The organism is Chryseobacterium sp. Leaf405 (assembly GCF_001425355.1).
Lineage (GTDB): Bacteria > Bacteroidota > Bacteroidia > Flavobacteriales > Weeksellaceae > Chryseobacterium.
In genome coordinates this window covers 144,616-168,511 of the sequence record NZ_LMQN01000016.1, presented here as the reverse complement: position 1 = coordinate 168,511, position 23,896 = coordinate 144,616, and the positions used below count along the sequence as shown (strand labels likewise).

24 protein-coding genes are annotated in these 23,896 nt (G+C 32.8%); 14 read left to right on the top strand and 10 right to left on the bottom strand.

Features of this window, described 5'->3' with window-relative positions; genetic code table 11:
- Nucleotides 1-32 precede the first annotated feature (32 nt).
- From ASG22_RS16660 to ASG22_RS16635, 6 genes are all read left to right on the top strand, one after another.
- Nucleotides 33-557, top strand: a complete 525-nt coding sequence (locus ASG22_RS16660) for a DUF1697 domain-containing protein (RefSeq protein ID WP_055987157.1) — start codon at nt 33-35, stop codon at nt 555-557.
- A gap of 114 nt (nt 558-671) precedes the next feature.
- Nucleotides 672-1,481 carry a 3-deoxy-8-phosphooctulonate synthase gene (gene kdsA / locus ASG22_RS16655; RefSeq protein ID WP_055987155.1) on the top strand — a complete coding sequence of 270 codons (810 nt, stop codon included), beginning with the start codon at nt 672-674 and terminating at the stop codon, nt 1,479-1,481.
- 166 nt (nt 1,482-1,647) lie between these two features.
- Nucleotides 1,648-3,864 carry a TonB-dependent receptor plug domain-containing protein gene (locus tag ASG22_RS16650; protein WP_055987153.1) on the top strand — a complete coding sequence of 739 codons (2,217 nt, stop codon included), beginning with the start codon at nt 1,648-1,650 and terminating at the stop codon, nt 3,862-3,864.
- A 145-nt stretch (nt 3,865-4,009) separates the two neighbouring features.
- Nucleotides 4,010-4,387, top strand: a complete 378-nt coding sequence (locus tag ASG22_RS16645; protein ID WP_055987151.1) for an HYC_CC_PP family protein — start codon at nt 4,010-4,012, stop codon at nt 4,385-4,387.
- Nucleotides 4,388-4,495: 108 nt separating this feature from the next.
- Nucleotides 4,496-4,969: a DUF3347 domain-containing protein gene (locus tag ASG22_RS16640; protein ID WP_055987149.1), complete on the top strand. Its 474-nt coding sequence runs from the start codon at nt 4,496-4,498 to the stop codon at nt 4,967-4,969.
- Between the two features lie 82 nt (nt 4,970-5,051).
- A complete protein-coding gene (locus ASG22_RS16635) occupies nt 5,052-7,652 on the top strand; it encodes a multicopper oxidase domain-containing protein (RefSeq protein WP_055987147.1) in 2,601 nt (866 codons plus the stop codon).
- A 51-nt stretch (nt 7,653-7,703) separates the two neighbouring features.
- Here ASG22_RS16635 and ASG22_RS16630 read toward each other — a convergent pair whose 3' ends face one another.
- The 4 genes from ASG22_RS16630 to ASG22_RS16615 all read right to left on the bottom strand — a co-directional run bounded on the left by ASG22_RS16630 (nt 7,704) and on the right by ASG22_RS16615 (nt 11,578).
- Nucleotides 7,704-8,822, bottom strand: a complete 1,119-nt coding sequence (locus tag ASG22_RS16630; protein WP_055987145.1) for an FAD-dependent monooxygenase — start codon at nt 8,820-8,822, stop codon at nt 7,704-7,706.
- The gene (locus ASG22_RS16625) at nt 8,822-9,412 is read right to left on the bottom strand and encodes a hypothetical protein (protein ID WP_131726207.1); all 591 of its coding nucleotides are present in this window, start codon (nt 9,410-9,412) and stop codon (nt 8,822-8,824) included. Before ASG22_RS16625 ends, ASG22_RS16630 begins: the two co-directional genes overlap by 1 nt.
- Nucleotides 9,413-9,619: 207 nt before the next feature.
- On the bottom strand, nt 9,620-10,486 hold the full coding sequence (locus ASG22_RS16620; RefSeq protein ID WP_027385416.1) for an RNA polymerase sigma factor RpoD/SigA: 867 nt from the start codon (nt 10,484-10,486) through the stop codon (nt 9,620-9,622).
- A 300-nt stretch (nt 10,487-10,786) separates the two neighbouring features.
- Nucleotides 10,787-11,578 (bottom strand): S1/P1 nuclease, encoded by a 792-nt coding sequence (locus tag ASG22_RS16615; RefSeq protein WP_055987140.1) that lies wholly within the window; start codon nt 11,576-11,578, stop codon nt 10,787-10,789.
- A gap of 294 nt (nt 11,579-11,872) precedes the next feature.
- Here ASG22_RS16615 and ASG22_RS16610 point away from each other — a divergent pair, with 294 nt between their 5' ends.
- From ASG22_RS16610 to ASG22_RS16595, 4 genes are all read left to right on the top strand, one after another.
- Complete coding sequence (locus ASG22_RS16610) at nt 11,873-12,790, top strand: type VI secretion system baseplate subunit TssG (protein WP_238586940.1); 918 nt, start codon at nt 11,873-11,875, stop codon at nt 12,788-12,790.
- Nucleotides 12,791-12,847: 57 nt separating this feature from the next.
- On the top strand, nt 12,848-13,747 hold the full coding sequence (locus ASG22_RS16605) for a TssN family type VI secretion system protein (protein ID WP_055987136.1): 900 nt from the start codon (nt 12,848-12,850) through the stop codon (nt 13,745-13,747).
- Nucleotides 13,748-13,771: 24 nt separating this feature from the next.
- A complete protein-coding gene (locus tag ASG22_RS16600) occupies nt 13,772-14,911 on the top strand; it encodes a hypothetical protein (protein ID WP_055987134.1) in 1,140 nt (379 codons plus the stop codon).
- 94 nt (nt 14,912-15,005) lie between these two features.
- Nucleotides 15,006-16,184 carry an aminotransferase class V-fold PLP-dependent enzyme gene (locus ASG22_RS16595; RefSeq protein WP_055987132.1) on the top strand — a complete coding sequence of 393 codons (1,179 nt, stop codon included), beginning with the start codon at nt 15,006-15,008 and terminating at the stop codon, nt 16,182-16,184.
- Between the two features lie 38 nt (nt 16,185-16,222).
- On the opposite strand, the gene ASG22_RS16590 is transcribed toward ASG22_RS16595, so the two are convergent.
- Nucleotides 16,223-16,876 carry a metal-dependent transcriptional regulator gene (locus ASG22_RS16590; protein ID WP_055987130.1) on the bottom strand — a complete coding sequence of 218 codons (654 nt, stop codon included), beginning with the start codon at nt 16,874-16,876 and terminating at the stop codon, nt 16,223-16,225.
- An 85-nt stretch (nt 16,877-16,961) separates the two neighbouring features.
- On the opposite strand from ASG22_RS16590, the gene ASG22_RS16585 reads away from it, so the two are divergent.
- The gene (locus ASG22_RS16585; protein WP_055987128.1) at nt 16,962-17,993 is read left to right on the top strand and encodes a threonine aldolase family protein; all 1,032 of its coding nucleotides are present in this window, start codon (nt 16,962-16,964) and stop codon (nt 17,991-17,993) included.
- Nucleotides 17,994-18,120: 127 nt separating this feature from the next.
- On the opposite strand, the gene ASG22_RS16580 is transcribed toward ASG22_RS16585, so the two are convergent.
- Both ASG22_RS16580 and ASG22_RS16575 read right to left on the bottom strand, forming a co-directional pair.
- A complete protein-coding gene (locus ASG22_RS16580) occupies nt 18,121-18,621 on the bottom strand; it encodes a hypothetical protein (RefSeq protein WP_055987126.1) in 501 nt (166 codons plus the stop codon).
- Nucleotides 18,622-18,684: 63 nt separating this feature from the next.
- Complete coding sequence (locus ASG22_RS16575; RefSeq protein WP_055987124.1) at nt 18,685-19,242, bottom strand: DUF4256 domain-containing protein; 558 nt, start codon at nt 19,240-19,242, stop codon at nt 18,685-18,687.
- Between the two features lie 371 nt (nt 19,243-19,613).
- Between ASG22_RS16575 and ASG22_RS16570 the strand changes: the two genes are divergently transcribed.
- On the top strand, nt 19,614-20,294 hold the full coding sequence (locus ASG22_RS16570) for an XRE family transcriptional regulator (RefSeq protein ID WP_082505036.1): 681 nt from the start codon (nt 19,614-19,616) through the stop codon (nt 20,292-20,294).
- 395 nt (nt 20,295-20,689) lie between these two features.
- On the opposite strand, the gene ASG22_RS16565 is transcribed toward ASG22_RS16570, so the two are convergent.
- Nucleotides 20,690-21,925: a PQQ-dependent sugar dehydrogenase gene (locus tag ASG22_RS16565; protein WP_055987378.1), complete on the bottom strand. Its 1,236-nt coding sequence runs from the start codon at nt 21,923-21,925 to the stop codon at nt 20,690-20,692.
- Between the two features lie 155 nt (nt 21,926-22,080).
- Here ASG22_RS16565 and ASG22_RS21505 point away from each other — a divergent pair, with 155 nt between their 5' ends.
- Nucleotides 22,081-22,206 (top strand): hypothetical protein, encoded by a 126-nt coding sequence (locus tag ASG22_RS21505; RefSeq protein WP_262483959.1) that lies wholly within the window; start codon nt 22,081-22,083, stop codon nt 22,204-22,206.
- A gap of 71 nt (nt 22,207-22,277) precedes the next feature.
- Here ASG22_RS21505 and ASG22_RS16560 read toward each other — a convergent pair whose 3' ends face one another.
- On the bottom strand, nt 22,278-22,739 hold the full coding sequence (locus ASG22_RS16560; RefSeq protein WP_055987122.1) for a PA2169 family four-helix-bundle protein: 462 nt from the start codon (nt 22,737-22,739) through the stop codon (nt 22,278-22,280).
- Between the two features lie 133 nt (nt 22,740-22,872).
- Between ASG22_RS16560 and ASG22_RS16555 the strand changes: the two genes are divergently transcribed.
- A complete protein-coding gene (locus ASG22_RS16555; RefSeq protein ID WP_055987376.1) occupies nt 22,873-23,043 on the top strand; it encodes a lmo0937 family membrane protein in 171 nt (56 codons plus the stop codon).
- 148 nt (nt 23,044-23,191) lie between these two features.
- On the opposite strand, the gene ASG22_RS16550 is transcribed toward ASG22_RS16555, so the two are convergent.
- Nucleotides 23,192-23,764 carry an OmpH family outer membrane protein gene (locus ASG22_RS16550; RefSeq protein WP_055987121.1) on the bottom strand — a complete coding sequence of 191 codons (573 nt, stop codon included), beginning with the start codon at nt 23,762-23,764 and terminating at the stop codon, nt 23,192-23,194.
- Nucleotides 23,765-23,896 lie beyond the last annotated feature (132 nt).

Genomic DNA, 23,896 nt, shown 5'->3' with positions numbered 1-23,896 from the left:
AAACCGAACCCTTAATTCCTAAAACCTAAACTATGAAATACTGTGCTTTTCTTCGAGGCGTCAACGTAAAAGGAACTAATATGAAAATGGCGGAAGTCTGTCAGGTTTTCAAAGAGGCAGGCATGGAAAATGTAGTTTCAATTTTGGCTTCTGGGAATATTATTTTTTTATCAGACAAAACTGCAGATGAATTAAAAAGAATTCTTGAGAAGGCAATGTCGGATCATTTTTCTTATGAAGCATTTTTATTTATCAAATCTCAGGAAGAAATAGAAAACATCTGGAACGGAAATCCTTTCGAAAAGAATGATGATCTTCATTCCTATACTTTTGTAGGAAATGATGGAATTGAGAAAATTTTAATGCAGGAATTCGAAAACGCTTCAAAAACTGAAAATGAATACGCTAAAATTGTGAATAATATTTTCTATTGGCAAATTCCCAAAGGAAATACTTTGGATTCTACTTTCGGGAAAATTTTAGGTAAAAAAAGCCTAAAAGATCAGTTGACAAGCAGGAATATCAATACTTTTGAAAAGATTTTAAAGAAGTTTTAGAAATATAATGTTAAAGACAACAACTATCATTATCATAGCAATCAAAGCAGATAAATAATTTCACATTACCGAACTTTATCATTATTTTTACTGAACTTTTTAATTAAAAATAAAATGATTCAGTATTTAGATAATATTCATCACAAAGATTCAAAAAACTTTTTCTTAATTGCCGGACCTTGTATCATTGAGGGCGAAGATATGGCACTTAGAATTGCCGAAAAGGTTGTTGAGCTGACAAATAAATATAATATTCCATACATTTTCAAAGGAAGTTTCAAAAAAGCCAATAGAAGTAGGGTAGATTCTTTTACAACGATCGGCGAAGAAAAATCTTTAGAAATTCTTAAAAAAGTTGGTGAAACTTTTAATATTCCGACAACAACAGATATTCACGAAAATGATCATGCTGCTTTGGCTGCGCAATATGTTGATGTTCTACAGATTCCAGCATTTTTGGTTCGCCAGACAGATCTTTTGATTGCTGCTGCAAAAACGGGAAAATGTGTTTCATTAAAAAAAGGACAGTTCCTTTCTCCGGAATCAATGAAATTTGCCGTTCAGAAAGTTACAGACTCTGATAATCCGAGAGTTGCCATCATCGAAAGAGGAAATTCTTTTGGATATACCGATTTAGTTGTTGATTATAGAGGAATTCCTACCATGAGAGAATATGCGCCTGTAATTCTGGATGTTACACATTCTTTACAACAGCCAAACCAAAGTTCTGGTGTGACTGGCGGAAGACCAGAACTAATTGAAACAGTTGCAAAAGCTGGAATTGCAGTGGGTGCCGATGGAATTTTTATAGAAACGCATCCAACTCCAGAAACAGCTTTATCTGACGGAGCAAATATGTTGAGATTAGATCTTTTAGAAGATTTATTACAGAAACTAACAAGAGTTAGAGAAGCAATTTTATAATAATTTAAGGATTTATTTAAATTTTCAACTTTAAACGGAAAAATCTGAAGTCCTTAATAATAAAGGATTTCAAAGTAATTATAATTCTGTTTTAAATGTTAAATAAAGTTTAAATAAGTTAAAATAAATTGTATATATTCACGTTTGAAATTTTAAAGCATTTCTTTTGAAAAAACTAGTTTTACCATTGAGCCTTATGGTTCCCGTTTTAGTATTCTCTCAAGTAAGAAAAAAGGATACTGTAAAAACCAATGATATTGAGGAAATTGTATTCCAGAAAAAGGTAACAGGAAAAACCACCGACCTTACCACTGTAAAAATTTCAGCGAAAGATGCTCAAAATGTAGCAAGTATTTCCGGAGGTATAGAAGGGATTATCAAGACTTTACCGTCTGTAAATTCCAATACGGAACTTTCTTCACAATATATGGTTCGTGGTGGAAACTATGATGAGAATCTTATCTATATTAATGATATTGAAATTTACAGACCTTTCCTAATCAGAAATTCTCAGCAGGAAGGTTTAAGTATCATCAATCCTGATATGGTTTCAACAGTGAATTTCTCCGCGGGAGGTTTTGAACCGAGATATGGTGATAAAATGTCTTCTGCTTTAAATATTTATTACCGTGAACCGGAAAAATTTGAAGTTTCCGGTGAGGCGAGTTTAATCGGAGGAAGATTAACTACGGGTTTCGGAGCTGGAAAAGACAGTGATGGTAATAAAAAGTTTACGGCTTTATTTTCAGGAAGATACAGAAATACAAACCTTGTTTTAAACACTTTAAAAGAAGATACCGATTTTAATCCCAAGTATATGGATTTTCAGACGTATCTTAATTATCACTTTAGCCCCAAATTGACCGTTTCATTTATAGGATATTATTCTAAGAATGATTACGAGATGATTCCAAGAGAAAGAAGTATCGATTTTGGTTCTTTACAACAGCCGATTAACCTTACTGTAAATTATGCAGGTCGTGAAGATGATAAGTATAAAAATATGATGGGTACAGCTTCCATCAACTATAAACCTTCAGACAAATGGAGATTTACATTGGATGCTTTTGCTTATCAAAACCGTGAAAGAGAATATTATTCTATCGCTTCAGCCTATATTTTACAGACTTTTGATCCTATAACGGGTACTCCGGTTACATCTTATGACGTGGGCGGGCAAATAGAACATGCACGAAATGATTTGTTTGTAAAAACATACGGAACTCAATTCAGAACGCGTTTTTCTCCCAATGTAAACACGGATATTGAAGTTGGTTTTAAATATGAAAAAGAAAATCTCAGAGACCTTACCAATGAATGGAGATTGGTAGATTCTGCAGGATATAGCCTTCCACATGAAGAATTTATTGATCCAAGAAGCCCTGGAGATTTAAAATTAATGTATAATATTGCAGGAAAAAATCAGATTGAACCTACAAGGATGTCTGCTTATGCACAGTATTCGCAGAAGTTTTTATGGGGTGACAATAAAGTTTTTGTAAATGCAGGCGCAAGGGTTTCTCATTGGAGCTTTAATAATGAAACGATTTTCTCTCCGAGGGCTCAGTTCGCCATCAAGCCGGATTGGGATACAGATATGTTATTCAGACTTTCCGGAGGGGTGTATTATCAGGCTCCTTTTTATAAGGAAATCAAAGACTTAGACGGAAATTTCAACAACAATATAAAATCACAGAGATCTATTCAGGCGATTTTGGCTAATGATTATGAATTTTATTTTGATGACAGACCGTTTAAATTAACAACAGAGCTTTATTACAAGAAAATGGATAATATTATTCCATATTATATGGATAATGTTAGAATTCGTTACACAGGAAAAAATAATGCTACAGGGTATGCTTACGGGATTGATACAAGATTATTCGGGGAATTCGTTCCGGGTGTCGATTCTTGGTTATCTGCGAGTTACGCCAGAGTGTATGAAAATATTGATGGACAGGGAGACATTCCGAGACCGACAGATCAGAGGTTTAGATTTGCAATGTTCTATCAGGACTATATGCCTAAATTCCCGTCAATGCGTGTGAATTTAACACTAACCTACGCAATGGGGCTGCCGACAGGAGCGCCGGTTCTTACAGATCCTTATCAATATCAGAGAAAGTTACCTTCTTACAAAAGAGTTGACTTAGGACTTTCAAAAGTATTCATAGATAGGAAAGAAAATAAAAAAACATACGGTTTCTGGGGTAACTTTGAAGAATTAACTTTGGGTGTTCAGGTTTTTAATGCATTCAACATCAGAAATACGGTTGCCAATCAATGGATTACAGATGCTAACACCAATCTAATGTATCCGGTTCCGGTTCGTCTGACAGGACGTTTCTTTAATGTGAAACTTGAATTTAAGATTAAATAGGTTCCAAATAATAGATAGTTAAATCTCTCCTAAAATAAAATACAAACGTCTGAAAATTTCTCAGGCGTTTTTCTTTTCCAAATTTTATAACAACATTACACAATTCTATAACAATCATATAAAAGATATTTTTACCTTTGTCTCAATGAAAAAGATTCTTGCCATATTATTCTCTGTTTTCTACTTCGGATTTTCTTCCGGGGCGGTTTTCAGCGTTCATTATTGCATGAAAGAATTGGCTTCTATCAGTCAGAAAGTTGATGATGTATGCAGCAAATGTGGTGTAAAAACTAAAAAAGACTGCTGTAAAACAGAATTGAAAATTGTAAAAGTTGATGATTCCCAAAAATCAGATTTTCTTAAAATTGACTTTTTAAAGCAGATTCAGGAAGTTCAGTATAACGATTTTTTCTTTGTTGATCGATCTTTTTCAGTTACCAAATTTACTCAGGTTCAGATTGATGCACCGCCTGAAATTTGGTCGGTTCCAATCTTTATCAATCATTGTAATTTTAGAATTTAGAATTCGTCAGTCGTTTGATTTTTAAATCATTACGAAAGTCACTATTTGTCGCATTGTGCGATATTTTTAACAATCTATTCTTAAAAAATAATTCTAAAATTTAAAACAATGAAAAAATATATCATTACAGCAGTATTTTCTTTATTTTCAATCATTTCAATTTCGGCACAATCTAAAAAAGATGCTCAGGTTACGAAATTGTATCAAAATTATATTGCGATAAAATCTGCTTTAGCTTCAGATGATGCCGACAAAACTTCAAAAGCCGCAACAGAATTTATTAAAACGGCTTCCGCAGTCGATTATAAAATAATTTCTGAAGGTAATCTCACAATGCTAAAAAAAGATGCAACGGTAATTTCTGATGCTAGAAATATTGCATCTCAGAGAGAAACTTTTTTCAATCTTTCTGATAATATGATTGCTTTAACGAAAGAATTTAAGCTTTCAGAAAAACCTGTGTACGTTCAGTATTGTCCGATGGCTGACGGAAGTTGGCTGAGCGACGAAAAACAGATTGCAAACCCGTACTATGGAAAATCTATGCTTACCTGTGGGAATGTAAACTCTACCATTAATTAATCTTCTTATTTTATTTAAATATAATGAGTTGTATAGTTTAAGCTAAATTTAAACTATACAGCTTTTAAAAGTGTGAAATATTATGAATAAAATAATATTATTTCTGATGCTTTTATTCTCTGTTACTACCTTTTCACAAACGACAAAAACAATTTTTACCTGTCCGATGCATCCTGAAGTAGTTTCCTCAAAAGCGGGGGATTGTCCGAAATGTGGGATGACGCTGGTGAAAAAAACGGTTGTTATAAAATCTAAAATGAAGATTCCATTAAAGACAGAAATAAAATCAGAAAATAAAAATAAGATTACAGTTGAGAAGAAAATTAAGGGTAAAAAAACAGATCATTCTCAAGTTTCGTTAGTTTCTAAAACTCAGACTGAGAATCAATCTGAACCTAAACCTCAAAATCCGGTTTTAAAAAGAAACTCAGAAAACGGAAAAGTAAGTTTTGGAGGAAAAACGGTTCGTTATGATTTATATGTAAAAGATACGATCGTTAATTTTACAGGTAAAAACAGAAGAGCAATTGCTGTAAACGGCAAATTGCAGGCGCCCACTTTATATTTCACAGAAGGAGATACCGCAGAGATTTACCTTCATAATATGCTGAAAGAAAATACAGGTTTTCATTGGCACGGCGTGATTTTACCGAATGAGCATGACGGAGTTCCTTATTTGACTACGAAACCTGTTAAACCTGGAGAAACACATTTATATAAATTTAAAATTTCTCAAAACGGAACGTATTGGTATCATTCTCACCAAGGTTTGCAGGAGCAGATTGGGATGAACGGTATTTTGGTTTTCAATAAAAGAGAAGGCGAACCAAAAGTGAATTATACCAAAGAAATTCCTGTATTATTAGGAGATTGGAGTGATGATGATCCGATGCAGATTGCCAGAAGACTTCATATGGCAAATACAGATTGGTATGCGATCAAGAAAAATGCAGTTCAAAGTTATTGGGAAGCTATAAAATCTGGAAACTTCGGAACGAAAGCACTGAATGAATGGAAGAGGATGGAAGCAATGGACGTGAGCGATGTGTATTATGATAAGTTTCTGATTAATGGACTTCCAAGTTCTGATTATTCAAATTTAAAAGCGGGAGATAAAGTTCGGCTGAGAGTTGCCAACGGCGGTTCTTCCACTTATTTTTGGCTGAATTTTGGAGGTGGAAAAATTAAAGTGGTAGGAAATGATGGAAACGATGTTGTCTCTGTGGAAGTTGATCGATTGATTGTCGGAGTTTCAGAAACGTATGATATTGAAGTTACGATTCCGGAAAATAAAAGCTTTGAGTTTCGTGCCACTTCAGAAGACCGAATTGGTCATGCCTCACTTTGGTTAGGGTCGGGAGAAAAAATTGAGGCTCCGGATTTACCCAGATTAAAACTTTTTGAAGGTATGAAAATGATGAACGGAATGATGGAAATGAGCGGAAATATGAAACCAATGAACATGACGATGAGTAATCAAATGATGGACATGAATGAAGTGATGTATCCTGAACTTCCTGATAGTCAACGAAAAATGACCGCGAAACATATCAATGAAATGATGGGAATTACCACCAAAGATTCTGAAAAAGAAGATCATTCTAATCATTCAGCAATGGAAATGAAGGAAGAAAAATCTTTCAAAAGGCTATCTTACAACATCTTAAAATCTCCTGAAAAAACGATTCTTCCAACAGAAAATGTTCGGGAAATGAAGTTTACGTTGGAAGGAAATATGAATCATTACCTCTGGACACTGGATAATAAAACAGTTACGGAAACGGATAAAATTCTAGTTAAAAAGGGTGAAATTCTGAGAATTACAATGTATAATAATTCGATGATGCGGCATCCGATGCACCTTCATGGTCACGATTTTAGATTGATAAATTCAAAAGGAGAATATTCGCCCTTGAAAAATGTTGTTGATATAATGCCGATGGAAACCAATACGATAGAATTTGCTGCCAATCAGGATGGCGACTGGTTTTTCCACTGTCATATTCTGTATCACATGATGGCGGGAATGGGAAGGATTTTCAGTTATGAAAATTCAGCACCGAATCCACAGCTTCCAAACAGGAAATTAGCCTGGAAAGATTTCATGAAAGACAATAGAATGGTGAGTTCCATGGCAATGCTGGATATTAACAGTAATAAAATTCATGCAGAAACGATGACCATGTTTGGTCCGAGATGGGCGAATTCAAATGAATTCCATTCAAATTGGGATTTCAATCATTTTGACGGAAATTTTAAAGTTGGAAGATTTTTAGGAAAATTTCAATGGGCTTTACCATATGTGGGTTTCAGAATTCAGAAAAACCATGAAATTATGGAAAGGCAAATGGCAAATGAAATGGGAATGGGTTTTTATGGAAAGAAAACCTGGTTCGGACAGCAAAAAGCGTCTAAAACTCAGGGCGCATTTATCGTTGGGATGCAATATCTTTTGCCAATGCTGATTACAGCAGATGCAAGTGTTGACCAAAATGGTAAAGTTTTATTGGAATTTAGTCGGGAAGATATACCACTTTCCAGAAGATTGAGAGGAAATTTCAGTGTAAATTCTGATGGAGAATTCAATACAGGATTACGATATATTCTACAAAAATGGTTAGCTGTCTCCGGAAATTATGATAATGAAATGGGATGGGGAGCCGGAATTACTTTGACATATTAATGAAAAAACTGTTTCAATTTTGAAGCAGTTTTTTGTTTTTTAACCAAAGATTCATATTTCCAATCGAATAGTTTGTTCAACTAATTTATGATTTATACTTTCCGGAATTAATCTCATGAAGAAATTTCGTAAAAAATTTCCTTTTTCCCATTGAGAAATCTGTCCGATTTTCCAACTTGTATTTACCACATAATCCACCTTTTTTCTTCTTATTTTTTGAAATTCATTAAAAATATAATTAAAATCTTTGTTGTTTTCCAATAATTTACCAATGATATAAGCATCTTCAATTGCCTGACAAGCGCCCTGACCCAAATTTGGAGTGGTTGCGTGAGCAGCATCACCAATAAGACAAAGGTTTTCAGAATACCATTTTGGGATAGGTGAGAGATCGATGATGTCATTAAGAATAATATTTTCCGGTAAAGTTTTTTCAATAATATCTAAAACTAAAGGATCAAAATCATAAAAATAATCAATCAAATTTGAGTAACGTTTCTGTTTTCTTTCATTAATTACGGCGTACCAATAGATTTTTTTCTCAGACATTTTTACAAAACCGAAACGTTTTCCTTTTCCCCAAATTTCAAACGCTTCATGATGAAATTTTTCGGGTAAATCAAACTGTGCTAAACCACGCCAGCAAATTTGTTTTGCATTTCGGATTTTCCCGGGTTCTATGATTTGATCTCTAACTTTAGATTTTATTCCGTCTGCTCCGAACACTATTTTACTTTCAATTGAATTTCCGTTTTCAAAATTGAGAATATAATTTTCTTCCTTTTTAATTTGACTTAACGAAGAGTTTAAATTAATATTTTCGAAATCTATATTTTCAGCTAAAATTCTCTGCAAATCAGCTCTGTGAATGGCAACGTTGCAGGAATTGTATTTCTTTTCCAATTCAAGAACATTGGTTTTTGAGATTAATTTAAAATTTTCATCGGTTATGGAAATCCCATGAATTTTATTTCCTGCATCTTCAATTTTTTCTTTTAATCCAAGCTTATCAAAAATCTGCATGGCATTGATTGCCATCATAATTCCTGAACCAATTGGTTTTATTTCCGGTGCAGATTCGTAGATCGTGAAATCTAAATTTTGTTGTTTAAGAATATTTCCAAGCGCTAAACCTCCAATTCCGCCTCCGATTATTGAAATTGAATTCATTATTTTAAATTTTTCAGTTCATTCAATAATTTATTTTGTTTATTGATGAAATTCTGCAAACTGTCCGTGTCTAATGGGTGAGTTTGCTGATAATTTTCAATCTCAGGAATCGTTTTTTTAATTTTATAAATGTCATAAAAAGAGTTAAGTTTTATAAAATTAAGATTTACTTGAATTTTTAGTTCATTCAGTTTATTAATTTTTACATCATATTTTTCCGAACTGTTTTTCAAAAGATTTAAAATTTCCTTCTGTAGTGCAGAATCCATAATATTTTTCGCTCTTTTTTCTCCGTCAGAGTAATAATTCTCGGATGAATTTATAATATCATCATAAAGATTTTGCATAATATGACTGTCATTTTGCAAAGTCTTAAATTTCTTATCTAATTCGATGAGTTTTGGATCATCTTTAATTTTTTCAGCATAAATTCCGTCAATAATAGCTTCAGATCTGCTCATTCGTTTTATTGAAAAACTTGATTCTGTATTTTTCGTGGCTTGTTCAACAATATCTGTATTTGTCTGATTATTCTCTTTGCAGGAAATTGTCAATAAAAATAGAGTAGATGTAAGAAGTATTTTTTTCATGGGATTTGTTTTATTAATTGTCATTTTGAGGAATAAGAGATCTGTTTTAAAGTTATATAAACAGATTCTTCATTTTGCCCTGTTTAGTTTAGAATGATAAACTTTATGCTTAATATTCATTTTTATCAGTTGAAGATACTTTAAAAATTACAAATAAAAAAGCGGAACCTGAAAATCAAGCTCCGCGTATAATTGTTTCGTAAAAAATTACTTACCTAAATAAGATTTTAAAATCTTACTTCTGGTATTGTGTTTCAATCTCTTGATCGCTTTTTCTTTAATCTGACGAACTCTCTCTCTTGTAAGGTCGAAGGTTTCACCGATTTCTTCCAAAGTCATTGGATGTTTTCCGTTTAAACCGAAATATAATCTTACCAGATCTGCCTCTCTTGGCGTTAAAGTATTTAATGCTCTTTCGATCTCAATCTGAAGAGATTCAAGCATCAAATCTTTATCCGGACTTGGAGATTCTCCAGAACGTAATACATCATAAAGATTAGAATCTTCACCTTCTACCAAAGGCGCATCCATAGACAAATGTCTTCCGGAGTTTTTCATAGATTCTTTAATATCTTCCTCACTCATATCAAGAACTTCAGCCAATTCTTCCGGAGAAGGTGGTCTTTCATTTTCCTGTTCAAGGTGAGCATATGCTTTGTTGATTTTGTTGATAGAACCGATTTTATTCAACGGCAATCTTACGATTCTTGACTGTTCTGCCAACGCCTGTAAAATTGACTGACGAATCCACCAAACTGCGTAAGAGATAAATTTGAAACCTCTTGTTTCATCATACCTTTTTGCCGCCTTCATCAATCCTAAGTTACCTTCATTAATTAAATCGGGTAAAGAAAGACCTTGATTTTGGTACTGTTTAGATACTGACACCACGAAACGAAGGTTGGCTTTAATTAATTTTTCCAATGCTGCTCTGTCGCCTGCACGGATTCTTTGTGCCAAATCTACCTCTTCGTCCGCGGTAATTAGTTCAACTTTACCAATTTCCTGCAAATACTTGTCTAATGAAGCAGTTTCCCTGTTGGTTACCTGCTTAGTGATTTTTAATTGTCTCATCTATTTTATCCTCAAAAAAGAGTTTCTATTATATTATACGTTTGAAAAGGTAAAAAGGTTACACATGTTACAATAATTTTTTATTTAATTAAATTAAATAAACATTGAAGAAATAGTTGTAAATTATCGCTCCAAAGTTATACAACAACGATTTATTATTTCTTTGCTTAGAAATAGATTTAAAAAATCAGATCGAGAATCTTTTTGTTTAGTCAAAAAAATTAGTGCAATCTCTGTTTAAAATAGAAAAAGCGAAACCAAAGTTCCGCTTTATATAAATTTAAGTTTGACAATCAACTATTAAAACAAATCATTCAGCAATTTTGAAAGTCTTAAACCTCCGTAAAGAAGCTGTCTTTCCATGGTGTCATTGAATTTATACTGATAATCGTAAGCCAATTTAGAATCGTTTGGAGTCTGTGCATAGATTTTGTTCGCAATCTGATGAGAATCATACAACCAGTCTTCCAGTGTACCTTTTTGGATTTGTTTTACTTCTTCATCAGATTTAATATCTAACAATTTAGAATATTCAGTATAGCTGTATTTTTGTGAATCTACCAATTTCCCGTCCCAAACTGAGTGTAAATTTGTTTTTTCTCCAAAATAAGTAACATTAATTTTATTTCCTCCTAAATCTTCTGCTCTTCCAACGTGTAGAGGCTGAGATAGATCTCCCATAATATGTATAAGGAAAATCAAAGCTATTTTTCTGTCTTTTTCAGAAGTCTTTTCGTCTTTAATCTGACTCGACAATGTTTTAACCTGAGTATACAAACTCGGACCTGCCTGAGCTTTTAGTTTTTCTTCAAAAACTTTGAAATCAGTTTGTGGATTGATGTTTACATAATGCCATGCTGAAGCCTGTTTCCAAGCGCCAGTTGTATCAGATTTGATGAAATCCGGCCAGTTTGCCCAATACGCAAGACGCTCTCTGCCCATTATTTTTTTAATTTCTCTTCTCGCCTTTCCGGAAAGATGATTTTCTGCAATTTCTGCGATAATTCTGTGCCCCGTTAATCCCCATGCATAAGAATAAAGCGAAGATGCCATGAATGCTAAAATCAGAATTTTAGAATAAATACTTTTCATTGTAAATAACATTTTCAAGGTGCAAAGATAAGTTTAATTTGAAGTAGGAAATAGAATTACATTCGGGATTTTTAAATTTAACAAAATCTTAAAATTTACTCTGACATCCGCTTGTTGTTATCTTATTTTCCGTATTTTTACGGTAATGCGATATATTGTTCTTGTTATTTTCAATAAATTAGTATTTTTAGAATGAAAAATATTGAGAAAATACTTTTTCAATAATAAGAGATATATTACCTTTACAAAGCCAAAATCACAGAAGACACTATGTATGAGAATAATATTCTAGACATGAATTACAATAAACTGCAGACAGATTTTAAAGCGGAAGCTGTTGCGGTAAACCTGTTGAAATATCACAGAGCGGTAAGCAATATTTTTATCGACCGAATTGGAATTAATGACCGTGCTTACTTAAAAGATATTAAAAGTATTTCGAGCAATTATTTGGGTTTCGACGAAGAAGTTTTTACTATAGAAACGTATAGGGAAGGTATTTATGATTATCTTCCTGAGGGTTTGTTTCATCCACCGTCGTTGGGCGCAACACGTAAAAATGTAGAAAGCGTTGTCCGTGAGATCCGCAAACAGAAAAAAGTGGAAGAGGACGCCAGAAAATTTTTCCGCCCGTTTGAACTGGAAATATTTTTCACTGAAATCAGCGCTTTGCTTAAAGAATTTGATTTTGATATCTCCAGCGACACAGATTCTTTGCTTCATACGGTGAGAGAATTGTGGCCGTTAATTGATATGCTGGACAAAAAAAATGCTTACATTTTCATTTATATATTACCGTTTTTTCATCAGATAAGAGGCGATAAAAAATGGTTTGAAAGATGTATGACTGCACTTTTACAGGTGCCTGTCGAAGTTTCCTTCGCCCCTAATATCATAGAAAAAATGAAAAGTAATAATGATTCTATGCTGTTGGGAAACTCAAGATTGGGAGTCACCTATATTCCGAGCGGGAAACATATGGATGGACAGAGAAACTGGGTAGTCAATGTCGGACCGATTCCTTATCCTGAAATGAGAAAGTATATTGACGGAAGTCCTTTCAGAAAAGTTCTTCAGACGTTGTACGATTATTTTTTACCTGTAAGTGTAGATGTTGAAGAGAATTTTATCACCGAAAAGAAGGAATATTCTTTTGCGCTGGAAGATGATGAAAGAAATACCAATCGTCTCGGATACTCTACGTTTCTGTAAAATATTTTTAACTATATTTACAATTACCAATAAAAATATAAATTTGAAAAAAGACTAATGGAAATTTCTTCAGTAAAAGGGATCTTTTTAAGGTATATTTTAATGCCTTTGTTTGCGGTTATCATGATGGTGATTTTAGGAATTATCAGAAAGAATAAACCCGCTATTAAAATTAAAACGATTATCATCTACGTGCTGCTGTGCAGCTTATGTCTTGCGGTTCCGGGGATTTTCGGGTTTGCGGGAAATTTGTTTAATCCGTACTGGTATCTCATTGCACAAATTATTTACCTTATTTTAGGGATTATTCATGTTAATTTATCCGACAGGTATTTCAAGAAGCATTTTACTTCGACTACAAAAAGCATTTTATTTGAATCTATACTTTCAATAACATGTATCGGAGCAGGAGGTTATCTTTTCTATCTAATTTTCGGATGGATGAGCAAAGGAACAGGAGACCCGATCATGGCGGCGACAAGTATTTTTATCTTTTTAGTTCCGTTGGTTTTTCATTATTGTTATGTTCAGTTAATAAGTATTCCGGTGGATATTTATAAAACATGGAGATATTCTCCGGATCAGAAACTTCCGGATTTTGAAGGTGCTGATTTTGATCGTCTAATGGTTTTGAATGTTGAATTAAGTAAAAACCTTGAAGATGCCAACAGATTCAGGATTAAAGCGAAAACATTGCCGACTGGCGTGACTTTTGGAGATTGGTTTTACAGAGTTGTTGATGATTACAACCATAAAAATCCAAATTCTATTATTCATCTTTCTGATGATACGCAAGAACCGTATTATTGGATATTTTATACAAAAAAATCGTTTTTCAGTTTTAGAAAATATATTGATTTCGACCAGGATATTACTGAAAACAGAGTGGCAGAAAACGATGTTGTCATCTGTAAAAGAGTCATTCAGCACGAGGAAGAAGGAGTAAGAAAAGCATAAACACACCATTTAAAAATATTGAATATGATACAGCCTATTAAGCATTTTGCCATCAATTGGGTTGACGGGATGAAGGTTTCCCAGAGACATCTTAATGATCAGGATAATTTTTTAATTGATACCATCAGAGATTCCAATTCATTGGGAATCACAACATATAATTACGGACTTTTACCCATCTCAAATGAGTTCACTGACAGAACAATTTTTGATGTTCATAATACGGCAACAAATGATGTTCAGCTGGTTATAAAACATTGTACTGCAGTAACAATGGCGGGGTATAGGATTGAATTGAATGACCGAAGAGTAAGTGTAAAATCATTGGCAAAAACAATGAATGAAGAGCAGGCTGATGGCGAATATTATATCCTAATTTCTGTTAATCCGTTTGATAAAGTTCCGTTTGGAGATATTGATCCCGAGGAAATTCCGCCTCGCCATCCAAGCACACAACCGAATCATCATATTGAATTGTTGCCTGTGAATTCTTTGAACAGCAGTTATTCGGGAGGAAATTATTTAATCATCGGGAAAGTAGATTTAAAAGGAAATATTGCGCAGGTAGATTCTAATTTTATTCCGCCGTGTACGTCGATTCAGAGCCATCCTGCATTGTTGGATTATTACAATAGTTTTGCAAAATCTATTGGAAATTTACAACAGTATGCTTTTAAAATCATCCAGAAAACATCTCATAAAAATCAAAATACAGCATTAGCACAAAACGTTAAGTATCTCTGTAATACGATGATTAATACTTTTGGGGATATGTATTTCCAGTTCAGGAATATTACGCCTTATCAGCCACCGGTATTTTTAATCGAATCTTTTGCTAAGCTGGCACTTCGTATGTACAATGCGACTCAGGTTATAGTTCCTGCCGAATTGGAGGAAATGTTAAATTACAGTTTAGAATGGAGCGAAATTGCACCACACACACTGTTGAATCAACTTTCTATTGTTGCCGAAACCAATTACGATCATCATAATTGTGGAGAGCCTTTCGTTTACATTCAGCAAATGTTAAGAAGCTTAGAAACGATTTTCTCTAAATTAAGCGAGCTTGATTACATTGGTCAAAGAAAAGAGAATATTATTGTTAACGAACAGGAAGTATCCAACAACAGCAATCCGAAAAGAGGTTGGAGCGTTTTAGATTAAAAACAGAATCAATTTAAAATATAAATCCCGTTATCGAAATTTCGGGATTTTTTGTGTAAAATTGTTTAGTGAAAATTAAGTAAATCAGATAAAAATGAATACAGATATAATAAGACAAGACATCAGAGGGTTATCAGATGGGAAAATATTTCTAAATAATGCAGGTTCTTCATTAATGCCAAGCATTGTAGTAGATTCAATGGTTGATTATTTACATCAGGAAGAACAATTCGGTGGATATGAAGTTGCCAATAGAAATGCAGAATTATTGGAACAATTTTATAATGAAACGGCAAGATTAATCAACTGTAAACCTTCCAATATTGCTTTTGCAACCAGCGCAACTGAAGCATTTGCCAAGGCTTTGTCGAGTATTATTTTCGAAGAAGGAGATGTAATTATTACGACTGTAGATGATTATATTTCCAATCAGATCACATTTATTTCGCTACAGAAAAAATTAAATGTAAAAGTCATAAGAACGAAAAATCTTTCAGATAACGAATTAGATTTGGAAGATTTGGAAAACTTTATTAAGCTATATGATCCAAAATTAGTCGCTGTCACACATATTCCTACCAATTCGGGATTGATTCAAAATGTAGAAGCTGTCGGAAAAATATGTAAGCAGTACAATATTTTATATTTGGTAGATGCCTGTCAGTCTGTTGGTCAAATGGTTGTTGATGTTGAAAAAATTGGTTGTGATTTCCTTACCGCAACAGGAAGAAAATTCATGCGAGGACCAAGAGGAACTGGATTTTTATATGTTTCAGATAAAATTTTAGAACAGAATCATGCGCCTTTATTATTGGATATGAGAGGAGCAAATTGGACAGAATATAATGATTATGAATTGTTTAAAACCGCAAAAAGATTCGAGCATTGGGAAATTTCTTATGCTTCGTTGCTTGGTTTCACAAAAGCTTTACAGTATGCAAATGATATTGGTTTAGATAATATTGAACATTATAATAGAGAATTATCACAGAAATTAAGACAAAATCTTAGAAATAGCGGCTTCCAAGTTTGGGATTTAGGAAATAATCTGAGCAGTATCATTACTTTTTCCGGTCCGGATGGAGATCTTGAAAATATTCAAAAAGTTTTGAAAGAAAATAATGTATATTTTTCTGCAACGTATAAAAATTCTGCTTTAATTGATTTTACAAATAAAAATATTCATGGAATTGTAAGATTGTCGCCACATTATTTCAATACCACAGAAGAAATTGAAAAAGTTTCTGAAATTTTGAAAAATAGTTTAAAATAATTTAAATTCAGATGCTTCAATATCTTAATAGTTAGAAATTATTTCTTAACCAATATTTTCTCAGTCGCTTTCCTACTCAAAACTTCCTGTTTTCCAGATACTTCAACGGTTATAGATTTGTCAAAATTTTCGATTTTAATAATTTTGATTTTAGTATTCAGAAGCAATTTTCTTTCCGTTAGATAATTCAAAAAAGCATCATCAGAAAGCGTTACAGAAGCAAAAATAACAGTTTCACCGACGGTGCAATTGCTTAATCTTTGCAAATCCTGGGCAATAATATTTCCGTCTTTGTCGGGAATTGGTTCTCCGTGCGGATCAAATTTTGGGTGATCAAGAATTTCATCCATTTTATCAAAGAAAATAGTAGAGTGTACGTGCTCCAGCTGCTCTGCGATTTCGTGTACATTTTCCCAACCGAAATTCATTTTTTTCACTAAAAACATTTCGGTAAGTCTGTGTTTTCTAACCACCAAAGCGGCTTCTCGTTTTCCTTTTTCTGTGACAATCAATGGTTTATAAGTTTCATAAATAACCCAGCTTTTGTCTGCGAATTTCTTCATCATATTGTTAACGCTCGGCATTTTTACATTTAAAAATTTGCTCAATTCGTTAATCGTAACTTTTCCTTCATTGTCAACTAAGTGAAACAAAGCCTTCAGATAATTTTCTTCTGTTAATGTTGTTCTCAAAATGTTAGATGATTTTCATTACAAATCTAACAAAATATTATTAATTATTAATGGATGTTAAATGAACTTTTTTTAATTTTACACAATGAAATTTTCATTCAAAAACGATTATTCGGAAGGTTGTCATCCTAATATTTTAAAGGCACTTTTACGGCATAATCTTGATCAACAGGCAGGTTACGGAGAAGATCAATATTCTTTACAAGCTAAAGAATTGATCAAAGAAAAGATTAAAAACTCTAACTCGGAAATTTATTTTGTTTCGGGAGGGACGCAGGCAAATTTAATTGTTATTTCTTCAATTTTGAGACCATATCAATGTGCAATTTCTGCTTCAACAGGACATATTTTAAATAATGAAACCGGAGCCATTGAAGCAACGGGACACAAAATTCTAAGTATAGAAAAGGAAGACGGAAAATTGACACCTGAAGACATTATTCCTGTGTTAGAAAGTCATAGAAATGTTCCGCACCAAGTGATGCCGAAGTTGGTTTATATCTCAAATTCTACAGAATTGGGAACAATTTATACTTTGAAAGAATTGGAAGAATTATCTCAATTTTGCAAAGAAAATAATCTTTATCTTTTTATGGATGGAGCGAGATTAGGTCATGGTTTGACTTCAGAAATCAGTGATCTGACATTAGAAAAAGTCGCCGAATTGACAGATGTTTTTTATTTAGGCGGAACTAAAAACGGAGCATTAATTGGAGAAGCTATTGTTATTAATAATCAGGAACTTCAACAGCATTTTGCTTTCAATATCAAGCAAAAAGGAGCATTGTTGGCTAAAGGGAGGCTTTTAGGAATTCAGTTTTTGGAATTGATGAAAAATGATCTGTATTTTGATTTGGCAAAACAAGCCAATCAACAGGCGATGAAAATTAAAAATGCGATGCAAGAAAGGGGAGTGCAGTTCCTTTCTGATACATATACCAATCAGATTTTCCCAATTATAACAAATGATTTAATTGAAAAATTATCAGAAGAATTTGAATTTTATGTATGGAAGAAAATTGATGAAAATTTTTCGGCTATTCGCTTGATCACTTCCTGGAATACAGGTGACGAACCGGTGAATAATTTTATTCAAATCATTAAAAAAGAATTATAAATAAAATAAAAACAGCCTATTATCAGGCTGTTTTTTTACTTTTGAATATTATAATTTTTCTGAAGTATTTTCTTTGATGTTATTAAATACCATGCAAATTATTTCAATAAAAGAGAATAATTAAAGTTTATTTTAACCCTTTTGTAACAAGTTTACAATCAGCAATTTTTAAATTATTTCCTCCTGTGTATTTTATTTTATTTTCGTCTGCATACTTTGTTCCGGTTTCTTTATCCCTTTCACCAATTCCTTCACTTAAACCATCTTTTGTTTGTAGGAAATAGATATCATTTTTATTTCCGGTTGTGCCTTCTGCAGCAAACTCGTAAGTAAGTTTAAGTGTATCACCGGATTTAATACCCGTTAAATCACCTTTATTGCTGTCTTTTTCGCTATTTTTGGTTGCCATTTTCCCGGTAATTGTTCCCAAATTATCATCAATGGTTACAAAAACGGTATCTTTTCCCGTCACTCCCATGTAGCAAAAGGATTTTGCGCCTAATGTATCAATCACTTTTTCAGTAGTTTCAGCTGAATCTGTATCAACTTTTGCAGTTGGAGTTTCTGTCTTTTTATTACAGTTCATTAAAAAAAGTGATAACGAACTTAATAAGATTAACTTTTTCATATTCTTGGTTTTATGTTAAATTCAATTTCTATTGTGCTAAATTATCAATAGTATTTTTAATGATCAGACTTTCAAGCATCCACGAAAACCTCTTGCGGCATAATAGGAATCTGCTCCGTTATGATACGTGAAAACATTATTATAACGTCTATCGCAGAAGATTGCACCTCCCAATTCTCTTATATGAGGAGGAGTTTTTATCCAACTAGACGTTTTTAAATCAAATGTTCCCATTTCCTGTAGCTTGCAATATTGTTCTTCAGTTAAAATTTCTATTCCCATTTCTGAAGCTCTGTCGATAGCATTACTTTCCGGTTTGTTTGCTTTTCTGGATTCCCAGGCAGGATAGTCATAACAAAGACTTCTCCGTTTTGGGCTTTCGGAAGAGCAGTCAAAAAATATATATTCATCAGATTCAGTATCATAACCAACAATATCGGGTTCACCATCAGTTTTTTCCATTTCATTTAATGACCAAATTTTAGAAGGATTTTTTTCTAATCTCAATTGAATATCAGACCATTGCAAATCTCTATGACGATTCATATTTTGCTCAAAACGATTTTTTAAGATTTGCAAAATTTCTTTGTTTTGTTCGGATGTTAATTTATTTTCTGCCATATAATTTTTTTGTCTGTAATTAATTTTAGGAAATATAATTTTCGTGCTGAATTGATCCTTACAAATTAAATTAAGTTGATGAATTACGCAAAAGTTTTTATTAGAAATTGAGATGTACTTAATTTTCCCTGAATCGAAATCTTATAGCGGAATCTCAGGCATTAGAAAGCGCACTTCTATTTTTGAAAATAAAATCCTATAATTTATATTATGTTAAATAGAGTGTATTTTTCATTTTCAAAACAGTTTCATTCAAGACTTTCGTTTTAGTTATAAATCATTTATTTATCCACAATGAAGCTTGTTTTTTCATACTAAAATTGTCAGTGTCGTTTAAACAATTTGTATTTTTGCAATTCTAATATTAAATAATGTCAATTTTTTCAGATAACATCAGACTTTTGCGAGGTAAATTAGGTAAAACCCAACGCAAATTGTCTGAGCAGATTACCATAACACCATCACGATATAGTTCTTATGAAAACGGAAGGTCAAAACCTCCTATGGATGTGTTAATTAGAATTTCAAGATTTTTTCATGTAAGTATTGATCTTTTATTATCAGTGGATTTAACAAAATATCCATTGGAAGATATGCTGAAACTCCCTGATAATAGAATTGTGTTGCCGGTTGTAGTAGATCAAAACGGAAACGAAAGTATTGAAATTGTTTCTCAAAAAGCATCAATGGGCTATTTGACAGGATATAGTGATCCTGAATTTATTGAAGGTCTGGAAAGAATTTCTCTACCATTTCTGAAAAACGGAAAGTTCAGAGCTTTTCCTGCTGACGGGGATTCTATGCCGCCATTCAAGAACGGATCTTTTATCATCGGGAAATATATGGAGGGAATAAATGATTTAAAATCAGGAAATACATACGTTTTCGTGACTTTAAACGATGGAATTACCTATAAAAGACTTAAAGCAAAAAATAAAAACTCAATCACAGTTTCTGCTGACAATACCTTTTATGAGCCTTATGAAATTCCTTTTGAAGAAATTCTTGAAGTTTGGCGATATGCATCCGGTATTTTTCCTGAAGATTTTTAATAAAACAATATATAATTCATTTATTTGTGATTAATTATTATTTTCATTAATTCTAAAATTTTAATAAAAAGCCATGAAGTCTCTTATTTCAGGCATTCACACATCTTATTAAGAACTGGATGTTAATTTGATTTTTTTGCGTTAAATCAGCTCTAAAAATCAATTAAACAGAGGTTTAGCAATTAGGTTATTACTGTTTTTATAAATCTAAATAATAATATTTATATATTTTTGAGAATATGCCTTTAGGAAAATAGAGCTTCTATCCCACTCGATCGTAAACAATTGAATCATGATTCATAATATATTGATTATCAAATATTATATAAAATTATAACAAAAAATCCGCTCTTTTTCGGAGCGGAATATAATTTATTTAATGATCTATTTTTCCATTATTGTTTTCTAATACGATATAGTCTTCCTTCATCTGTTACAGCATACAATGCATTATCTGTCCCTTGTGTAATATCTCTAAAACGTTGATTTTCATCGGCTAATAATCTTTCTTCACCTACTACTACATTATTTTGAATCACCAATCTCGCAATATGCTTACCACTTAACGCTGCTATAAAAAGATTGTTTTGCCATTCGGGAATGTTGTTTCCTCTATAAAAAGTAATTCCGCTTGGTGAAATTACTGGATCCCAATAATATGCGGGCTGCTGCATTCCGGTTTGCTGTTGTATTCCGGCTCCGATAGTTGCTCCGCTATACTCAATTCCGTAAGTAATTGTTGGCCAGCCATAATTAGCTCCTCCCTGCACTCTGTTGATTTCATCTCCACCTCTCGGTCCGTGCTCACTTTGCCATAATTCTCCTGTTACAGGGTGAATTGCTAAGCCCTGTGGATTTCGGTGTCCAATACTATACAATTCCGGCAAAGCTCCTGATTGTGTAAAAGTAGGATTTCCCGCAGCAGGAGTACCATCTTTAGTAATCCTTAAAATCTTTCCTAAAGCAGCAGTAACCGATTGCGCTAACGGTCTTGTCGATAAATCAGATCTCTCACCCGTGCTTACTAGAAGATTTCCAGTATTATCAAAGACAATACGACCTCCGTAATGTAAAGTTCCAACATTAGCTGATGGATTTGCTCTGTAAATAACTGTTGCATTTTCAATAGCAGTTTCTGAAGCTGATAATTTCCCTTTTGCTACAGAAGTTTGATTTCCACCTGCCACGTTTTCAGAGAAAACCCAGTAAATCATACGATTGGATGAAAACTGAGGATCTAAACATACTCCTAACAATCCTCCTTGTCCTGAAGAATTAACTGCAGGAATTCCCGTAATTGCGTTGCTTAAAGTTCCAGTGCTTGTGGCAATTCGCATAGTTCCTCCTTTTTGGGTTATTAATAATCTTCCGTCAGGCATACTTGTAATACCCCAAGGTGAAGACAGCGATGTTGCTAAGCTTGTAACCTGATATGGTGTAACGGTTTTTACTCCATTTACTCTCGTTTGTCCTGGAAAGGCAGGAGAATAATTGGTGTTTGCTGCATTCGTTTCAACAGGTGGAAGTCCTGTTCCCTGGTCTGTTTCCGGCAGGTTTTCATCAATATTGTCTGAACATCCTGCAAAAAATAAGGATGAAGCAATCATTGCGTGATAGATTCTCATTTTCATAATAAATATTTTGTGATTTGGTTGTAAATTCAGATTTTCCGATGCAAATTGCTTGCCGTATTCAGTTTTTATTGAAATATAATCAAATTTATTAGTCATTTTATTACATTAATCAAAAAGTGTTTTTATTCTTTTTTTTGTAACAAATTAGAATTATGTCAATTACAAACGAATCAGAGTACATCGGAATGCACAAAGTAAGTGAAGCAGTTGTTTATACTTTGAAGGAAATGATGAACTATGCACAACCGGGAATAACAACAAAAGAAATGATATCTTAAATTAAATACTTTAATAAAAAAAACATCTTTCAATTATAAAAGATGTTTTTTTAATGGGATTGTATTTAAAACTAATTTTTGCTTTTATATTCACTGATTCTTTTAAACTGATGATAAGAATCTTTAATGTTTTTTAAATGTTCAGAAACAATATCCAGACTGTCTTGAGATAATTTTCCACTGTCAATTCCATTTTGGTAAGCTTCAGCGGCAGCTTTTTCACCGAAAATAACATTTTCCAATGTAGATTCTTCAGTATTTCCAATGGTAAAAGAATTTTTAATATCAATCCATGTTCTGTGAATTGCTCCAGAGACAGAGCTTGTGTCACTTGCTTTTTCTCCGTTTTCAGTGATAAGATTAATTAATTCATTTTTCATCACTTTTGATAAGGAAATTATTTTTGCGTATTCTGGTTTTACATCAGGATAACCTTCCCAGATTTTACCTTCAACTTTTTCAAATCCTTCAATTCGGTCGTTCATAACGTGCAATAAGTCATTTAAGACAGATACTTCTTCTTGATTTTTCATAATAAAAATTTTGTGGTGTAAAGAAATTGTACAAGAATTATACCTTACATCAAATAAATAAAAATTTTCAAATTTTACAAAAAAGGCACAGTATATGCTATTTAGTTATAGAATCACACAAAAATTTTTAATTATGAGAAGTATATTATGGTTAGTCGCAGTCATTTGTATTGTAGTATGGCTTTTAGGTATTTTGGGCGTTGTCCCTGGAATGAGCACAGGTTATTTAGTTCACGTTTTATTAATCATTGCGATTGTAGTGGTACTTTATAATATTATTACGGGTCGAAAACCGTTGGATTAATTTAGAAGAATAAAAAAATAGAAACCGGAAATGGGAAAATATACATTCTTAATTTCCGGTTTTTTGCGTTTAATTATTTTGTGTAGCACGAAATAAAAAATCCGGAAACTAGTTTCCGGATATTTTGTTTAAACGATAAGTTCAAAAATTATTTTCCTGCAGGTTTGGTAGCTGTTCCCGTAGCTCCTAATTTAGATTTTACAGTTGGTGTAATATCTTCTCCTCCATCTAAATAAGCAATTTGACTATTCCCTTGTGAAGAAGCAACATCAAATACATAAGCCAATCCTTTTTCTTTCGCTACTGTAGAAATCATAGCACTTACTTTTTTCTGAATAGGTGTGAATAATTCAGACTGCTTCTTAGAAACCTCCTGAGCAGCTTTTGTACGTGCTCCCTCTATATCTTTACCTAAAGTCTGCAATTCAGTTTGAGCAGCTGTCAGTTCCTTAATTACCGTTTCTTTGTTTGCTTCACTGATTGTTTTTTCTTTATCCTGAGCAGCTTTCAGTTTAGTTTGATAGCTTGTGATCAATTTTTCTATTTCTCCTTGCTTAGATTTTGTAAAAGCGTCTAATGTACCTTCTGCTGTCTTGGCTTCAGGAAGATTTGCAAAAATCTCGTCAGAATTTACGTGACCGATTTTTTGCTGTGCATTAATAAGGTTTGAAGTCAGAAAAAGTCCTGCCGCAACAGAAAACACTGTAATTAATTTTTTCATTTTTTTATAATTATTTGTTATTATTAAAACTTTTATTGCTTTTAAATTTTAAGCGAACAAATATAACTGTAATTTTAGTGATATAGAAAAACAAAATACACTCATTCTGAATTTTTTTCATATTTTTTGAAG

Bases quoted from the DNA above. Each gene is read 5' to 3' on its own strand.
- ASG22_RS16660 (WP_055987157.1), top strand. From the start codon at position 33: ATGAAATACTGTGCTTTTCTTCGAGGCGTCAACGTAAAAGGAACTAAT.
- kdsA (WP_055987155.1), top strand. From the start codon at position 672: ATGATTCAGTATTTAGATAATATTCATCACAAAGATTCAAAAAACTTT.
- ASG22_RS16645 (WP_055987151.1), top strand. From the start codon at position 4,010: ATGAAAAAGATTCTTGCCATATTATTCTCTGTTTTCTACTTCGGATTT.
- ASG22_RS16640 (WP_055987149.1), top strand. From the start codon at position 4,496: ATGAAAAAATATATCATTACAGCAGTATTTTCTTTATTTTCAATCATT.
- ASG22_RS16635 (WP_055987147.1), top strand. From the start codon at position 5,052: ATGAATAAAATAATATTATTTCTGATGCTTTTATTCTCTGTTACTACC.
- ASG22_RS16630 (WP_055987145.1), bottom strand. From the start codon at position 8,822: ATGAATTCAATTTCAATAATCGGAGGCGGAATTGGAGGTTTAGCGCTT.
- ASG22_RS16625 (WP_131726207.1), bottom strand. From the start codon at position 9,412: ATGAAAAAAATACTTCTTACATCTACTCTATTTTTATTGACAATTTCC.
- ASG22_RS16620 (WP_027385416.1), bottom strand. From the start codon at position 10,486: ATGAGACAATTAAAAATCACTAAGCAGGTAACCAACAGGGAAACTGCT.
- ASG22_RS16615 (WP_055987140.1), bottom strand. From the start codon at position 11,578: ATGAAAAGTATTTATTCTAAAATTCTGATTTTAGCATTCATGGCATCT.
- ASG22_RS16610 (WP_238586940.1), top strand. From the start codon at position 11,873: ATGAATTACAATAAACTGCAGACAGATTTTAAAGCGGAAGCTGTTGCG.
- ASG22_RS16605 (WP_055987136.1), top strand. From the start codon at position 12,848: ATGGAAATTTCTTCAGTAAAAGGGATCTTTTTAAGGTATATTTTAATG.
- ASG22_RS16600 (WP_055987134.1), top strand. From the start codon at position 13,772: ATGATACAGCCTATTAAGCATTTTGCCATCAATTGGGTTGACGGGATG.
- ASG22_RS16595 (WP_055987132.1), top strand. From the start codon at position 15,006: ATGAATACAGATATAATAAGACAAGACATCAGAGGGTTATCAGATGGG.
- ASG22_RS16585 (WP_055987128.1), top strand. From the start codon at position 16,962: ATGAAATTTTCATTCAAAAACGATTATTCGGAAGGTTGTCATCCTAAT.
- ASG22_RS16580 (WP_055987126.1), bottom strand. From the start codon at position 18,621: ATGAAAAAGTTAATCTTATTAAGTTCGTTATCACTTTTTTTAATGAAC.
- ASG22_RS16575 (WP_055987124.1), bottom strand. From the start codon at position 19,242: ATGGCAGAAAATAAATTAACATCCGAACAAAACAAAGAAATTTTGCAA.
- ASG22_RS16570 (WP_082505036.1), top strand. From the start codon at position 19,614: ATGTCAATTTTTTCAGATAACATCAGACTTTTGCGAGGTAAATTAGGT.
- ASG22_RS16565 (WP_055987378.1), bottom strand. From the start codon at position 21,925: ATGAAAATGAGAATCTATCACGCAATGATTGCTTCATCCTTATTTTTT.
- ASG22_RS21505 (WP_262483959.1), top strand. From the start codon at position 22,081: ATGTCAATTACAAACGAATCAGAGTACATCGGAATGCACAAAGTAAGT.
- ASG22_RS16560 (WP_055987122.1), bottom strand. From the start codon at position 22,739: ATGAAAAATCAAGAAGAAGTATCTGTCTTAAATGACTTATTGCACGTT.
- ASG22_RS16555 (WP_055987376.1), top strand. From the start codon at position 22,873: ATGAGAAGTATATTATGGTTAGTCGCAGTCATTTGTATTGTAGTATGG.
- ASG22_RS16550 (WP_055987121.1), bottom strand. From the start codon at position 23,764: ATGAAAAAATTAATTACAGTGTTTTCTGTTGCGGCAGGACTTTTTCTG.